At 52.6% G+C, this 11,148-nt stretch carries 11 protein-coding genes; 4 read left to right on the top strand and 7 right to left on the bottom strand.

What is annotated here, in order from left to right; all coding sequences use genetic code 11:
• Nucleotides 1-15: 15 nt before the first annotated feature.
• The 4 genes from ACOYXH_RS15860 to ACOYXH_RS15845 form a co-directional block, all read right to left on the bottom strand.
• Nucleotides 16-1,035: a hypothetical protein gene (locus tag ACOYXH_RS15860; protein ID WP_460409792.1), complete on the bottom strand. Its 1,020-nt coding sequence runs from the start codon at nt 1,033-1,035 to the stop codon at nt 16-18.
• Nucleotides 1,036-1,113: 78 nt separating this feature from the next.
• Entirely contained in the window at nt 1,114-2,508 is a 1,395-nt protein-coding gene (locus ACOYXH_RS15855) for an undecaprenyl-phosphate glucose phosphotransferase (RefSeq protein WP_007950006.1), read from the bottom strand.
• A 391-nt stretch (nt 2,509-2,899) separates the two neighbouring features.
• Nucleotides 2,900-3,532 (bottom strand): winged helix-turn-helix domain-containing protein, encoded by a 633-nt coding sequence (locus tag ACOYXH_RS15850; RefSeq protein WP_220556604.1) that lies wholly within the window; start codon nt 3,530-3,532, stop codon nt 2,900-2,902.
• Nucleotides 3,533-3,811: 279 nt separating this feature from the next.
• Nucleotides 3,812-4,552 (bottom strand): winged helix-turn-helix domain-containing protein, encoded by a 741-nt coding sequence (locus ACOYXH_RS15845; RefSeq protein ID WP_460065387.1) that lies wholly within the window; start codon nt 4,550-4,552, stop codon nt 3,812-3,814.
• Between the two features lie 586 nt (nt 4,553-5,138).
• Between ACOYXH_RS15845 and ACOYXH_RS15840 the strand changes: the two genes are divergently transcribed.
• A complete protein-coding gene (locus ACOYXH_RS15840; protein WP_460065384.1) occupies nt 5,139-5,972 on the top strand; it encodes an undecaprenyl-diphosphate phosphatase in 834 nt (277 codons plus the stop codon).
• Here ACOYXH_RS15840 and ACOYXH_RS15835 read toward each other — a convergent pair whose 3' ends face one another.
• The 3 genes from ACOYXH_RS15835 to ACOYXH_RS15825 all read right to left on the bottom strand — a co-directional run bounded on the left by ACOYXH_RS15835 (nt 5,973) and on the right by ACOYXH_RS15825 (nt 8,749).
• Nucleotides 5,973-6,344 (bottom strand): DUF2388 domain-containing protein, encoded by a 372-nt coding sequence (locus ACOYXH_RS15835; RefSeq protein WP_449123667.1) that lies wholly within the window; start codon nt 6,342-6,344, stop codon nt 5,973-5,975.
• 75 nt (nt 6,345-6,419) lie between these two features.
• Complete coding sequence (dusA, locus tag ACOYXH_RS15830; RefSeq protein ID WP_449123650.1) at nt 6,420-7,406, bottom strand: tRNA dihydrouridine(20/20a) synthase DusA; 987 nt, start codon at nt 7,404-7,406, stop codon at nt 6,420-6,422.
• Nucleotides 7,407-7,678: 272 nt separating this feature from the next.
• Nucleotides 7,679-8,749 carry a DUF6161 domain-containing protein gene (locus ACOYXH_RS15825; RefSeq protein ID WP_460409791.1) on the bottom strand — a complete coding sequence of 357 codons (1,071 nt, stop codon included), beginning with the start codon at nt 8,747-8,749 and terminating at the stop codon, nt 7,679-7,681.
• Between the two features lie 569 nt (nt 8,750-9,318).
• On the opposite strand from ACOYXH_RS15825, the gene ACOYXH_RS15820 reads away from it, so the two are divergent.
• The 3 genes from ACOYXH_RS15820 (at nt 9,319) to lepB (ending at nt 11,114) form a co-directional block, all read left to right on the top strand.
• A complete protein-coding gene (locus tag ACOYXH_RS15820) occupies nt 9,319-9,681 on the top strand; it encodes a DUF6124 family protein (protein WP_311881890.1) in 363 nt (120 codons plus the stop codon).
• Between the two features lie 146 nt (nt 9,682-9,827).
• Nucleotides 9,828-10,235, top strand: coding sequence for a hypothetical protein (locus ACOYXH_RS15815; protein ID WP_460409790.1), 408 nt, complete (start codon nt 9,828-9,830; stop codon nt 10,233-10,235).
• Between the two features lie 81 nt (nt 10,236-10,316).
• Nucleotides 10,317-11,114: a signal peptidase I gene (gene lepB / locus ACOYXH_RS15810; protein WP_460409789.1), complete on the top strand. Its 798-nt coding sequence runs from the start codon at nt 10,317-10,319 to the stop codon at nt 11,112-11,114.
• Nucleotides 11,115-11,148 lie beyond the last annotated feature (34 nt).

Here is an 11,148-nt window from a genome sequence, read left to right as displayed (position 1 = left end):
CTGCTCGCGATAGCGTCAAACCAGTCGACAATCCCTGTTGCCTGACCCACCGTCATCGCGAGCAGGCTCACTCCTACATTGGTTATTTGTCACGCCACAAATCCCGAGCCAATCCCGAATCCCTGTGGGAGCTGGCTTGCCAGCGATGAGGTCGGCATATTCAATATTGATATTGGCTGACACACCGTCATCGCGAGCAGGCTCACTCCTACATTGGTTATTTGTCACGCCACAAATCCCGAGCCAATCCCGAATCCCTGTGGGAGCTGGCTTGCCAGCGATGAGGTCGGCACATTCAATATTGATATTGGCTGACACACCGTCATCGCGAGCAGGCTCACTCCTACATTGGTTATTTGTCACGCCACAAATCCCGAGCCAATCCCGAATCCCTGTGGGAGCTGGCTTGCCAGCGATGAGGTCGGCATATTCAATATTGATATTGGCTGACACACCGTCATCGCGAGCAGGCTCACTCCTACATTGGTTATTTGTCACGCCACAAATCCCGAGCCAATCCCGAATCCCTGTGGGAGCTGGCTTGCCAGCGATGAGGTCGGCACATTCAATATTGATATTGGCTGACACACCGTCATCGCGAGCAGGCTCACTCCTACATTGGTTATTTGTCACGCCACAAATCCCGAGCCAATCCCGAATCCCTGTGGGAGCTGGCTTGCCAGCGATGAGGTCGGCATATTCAATATTGATATTGGCTGACACACCGTCATCGCGAGCAGGCTCACTCCTACATTGGTTATTTGTCACGCCACAAATCCCGAGCCAATCCCGAATCCCTGTGGGAGCTGGCTTGCCAGCGATGAGGTCGGCACATTCAATATTGATATTGGCTGACACACCGTCATCGCTGGCAAGCCAGCTCCCACAGGTTATGTGTCTAGCCACAAGGCGTGAGCCAAACACAAATCCCTGTGGGAGCAAGCTTGCTCGCGAAGGCGTCAGCACAGTCAGTATCATCATTGCCTGACCCGCCGCTTTCGCGAGCAGGCTCGCTCCCACAGTTTTTGCATCCATCCAAGATCCGATTCCATCCTCAAATCCCAGGCACAAAAAAGGGGACTTTCGTCCCCTTGCGGTATCCAGCTTCGAACCTCAGTAAATATCTTTCGACAGCAACGTAAACGGTGTCTTCACCAGGATCTTCAGATCCAGCCACAACGACCAGCTGTTGATGTACTGCAGGTCAATCTCGACACGCTTCTGCATCTTGTCGATGGTGTCCGTCTCACCCCGGCAGCCGCTGATCTGGGCCAGCCCGGTGATCCCTGGTTTAATCCGGTGACGCGCCATGTACGCGAGGATTTTCCCCGAGTAGTAGTTGTTGTGCGCGACGGCGTGCGGGCGTGGGCCGACCAGGGCCATATGTCCCTGCAACACGTTGAACAGTTGCGGCAGTTCATCCAGCGAAGTGCGGCGAATAAAGCGACCGACTGCGGTGATGCGCGAGTCATTACGGCTGGCCTGCTTCACGTCACGGTCATCGTGAACACGCATCGAGCGGAACTTCCAGACCTTGATCACCTTGCCGTTCCAGCCATGGCGATCCTGTTTGAAAAACACCGGGCCTGGCGAGTTGATCTTCACCGCCAGCGCAATGATCAGCAGGATCGGGCTCAGCGCGATGATCGCCAGAAACGCCACGGTTTTTTCCACCAGACTCTTGCTCAAAGCAGCGGTAGGGCGACTGGTCAGCGGGCTTTCGTTCAAGTAGATCGCCGGCAGACCGTCCACGACCTTCACCGAGTGATTGAGCAGCGTCAGACTGTTCAAGTCCGGCACCCACACCACGTCGACGTTGGCACCCAGCAAGTCACCATAAATCGCCTCGATTTTCGCGGCTTCACACAGCGGCAGGGTGATGTACAAGCGGCGGATGTCATGCGCCTCGATCAGCTCCAACAACTGTTCCTGATCGCCGACCACACGCGGTGCATCGGAACCCAGTGCAGACACATCGCCATTGCTGACCAAACCTACCAACGGCAGATTTTCCAGTTGGCTGAGCTTCTTTGCCAGACCCAGCGCCAGTTCGCCGGTGCCGACGATCAGCGTCTTGTGCTCGCTTTTACGCGACCGTTGGTAGTACTTGGAAAACGCATGCAGCGGAGCGTAGAGAAACGCCTGACCGAGGAAGCCATACACCGCCCAGCTCAGAATCACCTGCCGCGAAAACAGCTCATCGGCCTGGCAGACAAAGGCGATGCACGCCAGCGCCGCCATGGTCATCGACCAACCCATGAACAACCGACCGAGACCGGTCAGGTAGTTGTCACGCTTGCGATAAACACCGCTAAACGTATACGCCGGCACCGACGCCAGTACCGCCAGGGTTGCACACATCCGGTAGTAGAACGCGACCGTCCCGGTGTGCTGCTCGGCGAGTATGAACAACAGCGTCACGACAAAGCCTTGTGCCAGCGCCCATTGGCCCCAAAAGGTCAGTCCCTTGAGGCCTGTGCTTCGATTGATACTTAAAGAAAGATCCATACGGTATCCCCAAAAGACGTCCATTCAGGTTTCAACAGTTGAAATCCGAGTTGTTATGCAGACTTATTGTTTTTGTTTTAACGAGTGTCCTGAGGTAACAACATCGATATGCCGAACTGTCGTCAGTCAATAGACTAAGTTATTGGCTGGAATGGTGTCTGACGAGTTCTAACAAGATGGCACAGTGCCAACTTTTTAATAATTAAATAGAAGGGTGTTAGAAAAGGTCGTAGAGCGAGGGGTGAATAAAGTATGTTGTATTTGTTACTGTTGGAGGGTGGAGGCAGGGAACATTTACTTCAGGGAGGAAGATCAAGCCAAACAGAGTGCTCTTGTTGTTTTTGTAATCGCACTTTTTTCTGTTTGTTCTGTTCGTGGAGGTCTTGCGGGGTTACGCGACGACTTCCTGAATCAGGCAATAACCGCGGTTTCTGACAGCACGAAACAGTCGCTCACCATTACTGGCGCTTTTGAATTTGTCTTGCAGGCGACTCAAGCACATTTCCAGGCCGCGATATTGTTCCGGTTCTCGACCTATGCTGAGAATCAGCTCGTCACGACTGACAACACGCTCTTCATGGCTGAGCATTTTTCTGACCAGTGCTGTTTCCAGGCCAGTCAGGCTGATTTCGACATCTTCTTTGACCAGTGCACCCTGAGCGGGGTCGAGATGCCAGGTTTCATTGCCAGGCATATCACCTTCAACGGCAGGTGGCATGTCGCGGGATTCCCCGGTAATGACCGGGACATTCTGGAAAGGATTAGCCGATTGCGCGGCGCGCCATTCGGACTCGAGCGTGGCCACTATTCGCTGAGTATCGTGTTCGATACTGCGCGGGATATTTTTTCGACTGATGCCTGGATATGTGAACTCCATCACCATTGGAGCGGAAGAGGGTGAATCAACCCCTTCAAACGAATTGAAACGTTCACTGGACAGCATGCTCTCCAGTTCTCGTTGCGACGTTGTACTGTGAGTCACGACAACAAAATATTTCCTTGGGAGGGTTGTACTAGTTTCCATGTCTCTCTCCTGAATACATACCAAAATTGGCTAAAAGATAAATCGGCAGGCGAGCAATGACTTCCTCGGAAGTAATCGATAGGCAGGGTCTGGGCCCAAGATTGGCCCTCGATAAATTCCACTCGATCTGCTGCTATGTTATGGAGTTTTATTGTTATGGGGCGTGTTGTCGCGCTCATTCAATTGCTTGATTTCAAACAGGCGTGAAGCAGAACGGGAGCTATATGGTTGCATCAGACGATCCTTCGTACGTATGCAAAAGGGAAGGCTGCCCGAGAGTCAGGCAGTCGATATCAGACCCCGCAGCAGGCGATAGCCATAGCCGCGAATGCTCTGAATCGCGTTTGTACCATACATGTCCTTGATTTTTCCACGCAAGCGACTGATTGACTTCTCCAGCGCTCGAGGGTCGTAGAAATTGGTGTTGAGGCCCATGATGCTGGCGATTTCATCATGGCTCAGAATGTGATTACTGGTTTGCGCGAAGGCTTCGAGGATCTTCATTTCGGCAAACGAGATATCGAGTTTCTTGCTGGTGCCCATCAGGCAGATACGCGTCGGATCAAGCGTCAGATCGATATCGCGTTGCCATTCTTCGCTGTTGAAGAACTCGCCCAGCAACTCGGCGCCATCGTCGGAAAGGGTATTGAGCTTGATACAAACATCCGCGCCAGCCAGATAATATTTGATCTTGTTGAAGGCGCCGCGACCGGTGATGACCGCGCAAATGATCGGTTTCAAGTTGTCGCTGCGCAGGTTCTCGATCAGGGCAAGATTGTCTTCGAGGGCCTGAGGGCTGTCGATAACCAGGAAGATCGCTCGATACGAACCAGACTGTTCATTCAACTGATATGAACTAGTGTACGCGCTGGCTTCGAGCGCCATATCGGTACGTATATGCTGGGCGACTAGCGCTTTGAAATGTTCAGCCACGCCACGGGTACGACCCAGAGTAAGAACACCAGGTTCGTCGTTTGTCGGGCGCGGGCTTCTAGTCGCTAAGTTCGCTGAGAGCATCATGCATTGACTCGAATTAAGTGCTGACATCGGGATGTTAAAGCACCGGTTCTCATCTGTGACTGACAATTGGTAACATTCACGCGATTTTTAGACGTGGCTCGCGAGTTTTCTAACAATAATTAAGCTTTTCAAGCTTTTAGTTGATTTTCTCGGAGGGGTGAACTACTGCTTAGATGGTGGCGATATGCAATGGTGCCACTATTTTGAGCTTATTGCGATGGCTATCTCTATGTCTATCTGCCACTGTCTGGCCATCTCTGAATAATGTGATTTTGATCACACTTTATTGTTAGAGCAACTTTTTTTTGCAAAAGACCTAAATATTTTCTGCGTAGTTCGTCGGCCGACGATTATTAACATGGCTTGAGTGTGGCAATTCATAAGACCTATTCTTTGAGATCAAAAGATCGTCCGATCGCGGCCCGAACCTTCGGCAGCTCCTACAGGGGAATGCATTTCAAAATGTAGGAGCTGCCGAAGGCTGCGATCTTTTGATCTTCATATACGCCAATTGTGTAACTTCAGATACTCAACCCCTGAGTGTTATTACCCGGTCGCTCACCAAGAGCGCTCTGACGGAGGATTAATGGATTTCTGGACCCTTTTCCAGGTGTTGATATTAGGTGCGGTAGAAGGCCTGACCGAGTTCTTGCCGATCTCGAGTACCGGCCACCAGATCATCGTCGCCGACTTGCTGGAATTCGGCGGCGAACGCGCCATGGCCTTCAACATCATTATTCAACTGGGTGCCATTCTTGCCGTCGTCTGGGAGTTTCGACCGAAGATCTTCGACATCATCAAAGGCCTGCCCACCGAACGTAATGCACAACGCTTCACCCTCAACTTGCTGATCGCTTTTCTGCCCGCCGTGGTCTTGGGCGTATTGTTCGCCGACGCGATCCACGAATACCTGTTTAACCCGATCACCGTCGCCGTGGCACTGGTGGTCGGCGGCATCATCATGTTGTGGGCCGAACAGCGCAGCCATGTGATCAGCGTCGAACACGTCGACGATATGCACTGGTCCCACGCACTGAAAGTCGGATTCGTACAATGCCTGGCGATGATTCCCGGCACCTCGCGCTCCGGCTCGACCATCATCGGTGGCCTGCTCTTCGGCCTGTCGCGAAAAGCCGCCACCGAGTTCTCGTTCTTCCTCGCCATGCCCACCATGGTCGGCGCCGCCGTGTACTCCGGCTACAAATACCGCGATCTATTCCAGCCCAACGACCTGCCAGTCTTCGCCCTCGGCTTCGTCACCGCATTCATCTTCGCCATGATCGCCGTGCGCGGCTTGCTCAAGTTTATTGCCAACCACAGCTACGCCGCGTTCGCCTGGTACCGGATCGCATTTGGTTTGTTGATTCTGGCGACGTGGCTGTTTGGCTGGGTCAACTGGACCGCCGCAGCGGGAGCCTGATCACTGAGCGCTGATCAACGCCGCAACGGCGAGATCGTTTAACGCCGAATCCGGCGACTCCTGTCGATAGCGCTGCAAGGCCGAGGTGAAATACGCGGCCTGCAGCATGCCGTCGCTGGCCAGATAGAGTCGCGCGTCTTCCTGTTCTTCAGCAGAGTAAACACGTTTATGGCTGTCGGTCGTTTCCTGGCTAGACGAAATAGGCGCGAGGAATAAAGACACCAGGGTGAAGCCGGAAAACTGCGTCACCTCCCACGGCGTATCGGTACGGCCCATACAAAAGCCATCGCAGTGCGCATAAACGTCGGAAGTGAAGCTGAACAAGGCGAGGAGGGTGAAGCGCTTGAAAGCAGCAAAAGTAAACGCGGGCATAAACAAAAGACATCCTGTCAGTACATCAAAACAGCGGGCAACGCTCTTGCGTCGCCCGCACACTCAAAATTTCAATCAACGACCTTCAAGCAACTCAGCCGCCTGATCCAGCAACGCCAGCGGATCCTTGGCCTTGTGAATATCCACCGACAACAACTGACGGAATTTCCGCGCCCCCGGGAACCCCGTGCCCAAGCCCAGCACATGCCGCGTGATGTGATGCATCGCCCCACCGGCCAGCAAATGCTCGGCTATATAAGGACGCAACTGCGCCAACGCCTCAGCCCGACTGATCACCGGCGCCGAACTGCCGAACAACTGCTGATCCACCTCCGCCAGCAAATACGGATTGTGATAAGCCTCACGCCCCAACATCACACCGTCGAACGTCTGCAAATGCTCATGGCAAGCCTCCATCGTCTTGATCCCGCCATTCAGCACAATCTCCAACCCCGGAAAATCCGCCTTCAGCTGCGCCGCCACGTCATAGCGCAACGGCGGAATGTCGCGATTCTCCTTCGGCGACAACCCCTCCAGAATCGCAATCCGCGCGTGCACGGTGAAACTGGTGCACCCGGCATCGCGAACAGTGCCGACGAAATCGCACAGCTCCGCGTAACTGTCCCGACCGTTGATGCCGATGCGATGCTTTACCGTTACTGGAATCGACACCGCGTCTTGCATCGCCTTCACACAATCCGCCACCAGTTGCGGATGACCCATCAGGCACGCGCCGATCATGTTGTTTTGCACACGATCGCTTGGGCAGCCGACGTTCAGGTTTACTTCGTCGTAGCCATGCTCTTGGGCCATGCGGGCGCAGGCGGCCAGATCCAACGGAACGCTACCGCCTAACTGCAGCGCGAGAGGGTGCTCGGCTTCGTTGTGACGGAGGAAGCGTTCGTGATCGCCGTTTAGGAGCGCGCCGGTGGTGACCATTTCGGTGTAGAGCAGGGCGTTCTTCGATAGGAGGCGTAGGAAGAAACGGCAATGGCGGTCAGTCCAATCCATCATTGGGGCGACGGAGAAGCGGCGGGAGAGTGGGGCGGGTTGTAGAGGCATTGGGAGAATCTGGATCAGGGGGCGAAGGTGGGAGAGTTTATCAGGATTGGGATAGGACGGAGGCTTACGCGTTGTTACTCCGTGCTCTTGCTCGCTGATGAGGTGTGACGTAGCGATTGAATATTGTGGTCTGTCCCCTATTTGCTTTGTCCCTTGTGGTCTGTCCCCTATTTGGGTCCCTATTTGGGTCCTATTTGCCGACGTGCAGTCATCGAGTTAAGTCGCTTCTACGAACCCTGGCTTATAATCAGGGTTCGTAGTTTATGGTCTGACTAGGCTTTTTTCTGAAGCATCGCCTCTATAATTCGAATGTATTCTGGAGACGTTGAGTCATCCGTCAGACTGTTGTTTGATGGGCGAAATAAAGTCGAGTAAAACAACATCCGGATTTCCTGCGCCTGCTCTGCTCTCGTACTGTCTATTGCAATGTATGTCTTTATCATAGTGGATCGTTCTAAAGCTTCAATCTCAAGTGCGAGATTTGTCATCATAAGTTTTACTAATATTCTTATGAGCCAAATCATGGCTGTAGTGCAAATTACCAGAAGAGCTATGCTGAATTTTTCCGCAGGCAAAGTTATCGGGAAACCAAAAACAGCATACGTTTCGCCATTCTTATAAACCGACAAGGTCAAAAATACGATAGTTGCTAGGAAAACAATGGCCGAACCGATAACGCCGTGACGATACGATCGAGCTTTTTTGCGGTGCTTTTCTTCCCGATCGTCCCAGTATTTGACTGGTTCTGCTGAGAGAATCGCATTGGTTGCCGAGGTTACAGTATTCGAAATTTCATTTGTGGCGATGTCAAGTTTCTCAAATAAATGCTCTGTAACTTCTTTTTTTGTTGTCTCAATAAATTTTTCAATTGAGTTTCTTGATTCTAGTATCGCGCTTTTGAATTTTTCGTGTTCACTAAAAAAAGATGCCTTGAAGTTCTCTTCAAATGCTGTGAGTTCGGATTTATATTGCCCTGTGTATAGGGCGGTTTGTTGGCTTAATAGAGTGCTGAATATGTAAAGCCCGGTGGAAGTTTGGCCCCTTGATGTGAATTCTCTAATTGCGTCAGCGTGAGGTTTCTCATCATGAAGTGGTATTGAGTGATTGCTGTGAAATTGATATAGCCTCTGTAGGTCCGCTGTGCCATGCATCAATGCGTCGATTACTGTCAGATAGTTTTGTATTAAAACACGGGTTTGTTGTTCTCCAGTATTATGCCCGGCAATATTAAAGATCTTCTCCCAATATTCTCTTTCGTTTTTAAGCCATGCGAGTTGTTCAATTTCATCTAAGGCTTTGACATGGCTCAGCCGATCTGCATGCATCACACCGAAATTTTCCATCTGCATTTCCATTGCGCCTGTCAGTTTAAATGGCCCAATGATATCAATGTTTTGGCTTGATTGATTCGAAGCATGTCAGAGCGCTTTCAAACGTCCCCACTCACGGGCTATAGCCCGTTTCGCTGATCTTTCAGTCGCATATGAACAAAAGGGATGGATTTATTTATTGGAAAGAGGTTCACTTTTTTCAGTTCACCTATGTGAGTTCTTCACCAATTCTATGTTTGTTTAAAAACACCTCGGTGCCGCCATTAATGGCCTACACCACCTTGCGCCTCCCCCTACACCTAAGACAGAATCCCCCGGCTTGTGCCTCTAGCCCGCAGGTTCTATCGTCCATACGTCACTGAAACCAGTGATCGGGTTTGGTAGCCCGTCTCCGTCAGAAGCACAAGACTACTGTCTTGCGACGACGTTTTTCGTCTTCGTTTTATGGTGGTCATGCGCGGGGCGTCTTCGGATGCGCCGGGGTTCCTGACGACCGGTCTACCAACCTGCGTATGGCCTCCACCCTTCGTTTGGTAGCGAGAGTGATGGCTCCTTTTCGTTTATCCGTCAGGAGTTACACCATGTTCAAACCAACACCGAATCCACCAGAAACCGATCCCGCATCCCCCTACGATTCCCTCAACCCCAAAAAACTCCACGAAGCCGCCGAGCGCGCTCTCGATCACTACCTCCTTCCCGCCGGTCACATCATGTCCAGCGTCAACGAACCCGAGCGCATGTACCTCGCCAACCCCAAGTACGACTCGGAATCCCTGCTGGCTAATGCCAGTGAAACGCTGAGTTCCGCCTCGGAAATGCTCAACAACTTCGCCGCCGCACTCGAACCCTCGCACCGAAAAACCGCTTTGGGCATCGCGCAGGTGGTGATGTTGGGCGAGTTGGCGGTGAATCAGGCGTTGGATAACGTTGAGGTGAAAGCGTAAATCAGCCCCCTTTGTGGCGAACGGCTTAGCCGTTGCCACGGAGGGATTGTTAGCGTTAGCAATGCAGCCGAGAGGTGGGTGAGTAAATGGACACGGTGATGGCCATTTAGTAGCATTTCGCGCCTTTACTCAGGAGTCGCCGCACCATGGAAGCTACATCGTCCCAAGCTTGGTACAACACACGTCCCGCCGTTGTCTTCATGGCCGTTTTTTATTGCTTTGTCGTATTGATTCAGGCCGGCCTGTGGGTGGCTCATGACGGGATTCAACAAGCGCGGGAAGGGGATATTTCGTTCCTGATGTTGTTGAACGTCTGCGTGGTGGCGTTGTTGATGTTTGTCGGCGGCTTGCTGTTGCTGGCGAGAAAGAAGATCAGTTCGCTGTGCTTTATGCTCGCGTTGATTCTGGGGATTGCCTTTTCTCTGTCGCAGATGAACAGCGGTTCGGTTGTGCATCTGCTCACCCTGCCGATGTTCAAGGAATATGCACTGGTGTTTGGTATCTGGGTGTACAGCCTGCAATTGCGCACGACCGGTTATTTTTCCGCTAAATAACCCCCTCTGCATTGCCCGTAGCGCCCTATTGGCTAAATAGGCCGGGCGCTTGATTTTCAGCTATTTACGTGAAGGGAATTTATGTCTGCTCCTGATAAGCCGAAGCTGCCGCTGCAAGCATTTGTGATGTCGTGCCTGGTGGCCGGCTGGGGTCTGGTGTACGCCGGTCAGGTGAAGTGGGCGGTGCGGGTTGCCGCCTTGCTTTATCTGGGTGTGATTTTACTCGGTGTCTGCGGGGTGACTGCCACGCCAGTGGGCCTGTATGTCTTCGCTACCTTTATCGTCCTGGTGAAACTCGGCTCAGCCACGGCAGCAGCGATATCGGTGCGCAAAAACGACCGTCCGGTGAACAGCCCCAGCACCCGCTTCCACGTGTTTTACGTGGTGGCGCTGGTCATCCTCACGCTGGTGCTTTTGGGACCACTGCGAGGCCCGACGCTGGGGTTCAAGACTTACTTCATCCCCTCTGGCTCGATGGTTCCGACCCTTTCGATCGGTGACTATATCGTCACCAAAATGCGCATCGACGCGCCGCAGGTGGGCGACATTGTGACTTATCGCTACAACGGCACGGAGGCGGTCAAACGTGTGGCGGCGGTGGGTGGCGATACCTTGTCGATTGTTGACGGTAAGGTCATTCGCAACGGCGAAAACATGGGGCTGTTCTTTGCACCGCCAGATCGCGTGAAGGATCCTCGTTATCTGCAAACGCCGCAGACGGTGGTCGAGAAAGATCATGTTTATCTGCTCGGTGATAACCGCGACAGCAGTAACGACAGCCGCTTTATGGGCCAGGTCGCACTCGAAGACATCACCGGTAAAGTCACCGGAATCTGGTACTCATCCGATCGATCGAGGATTGGCACAGCCTTTCAGTGAAAACAAAAGCCGTCACTTTAAGGTGACGGCTTTC

This window comes from Pseudomonas sp. Mb7, assembly GCF_054790525.1.
This window is presented reverse-complemented; position numbering and strand designations above follow the sequence as displayed.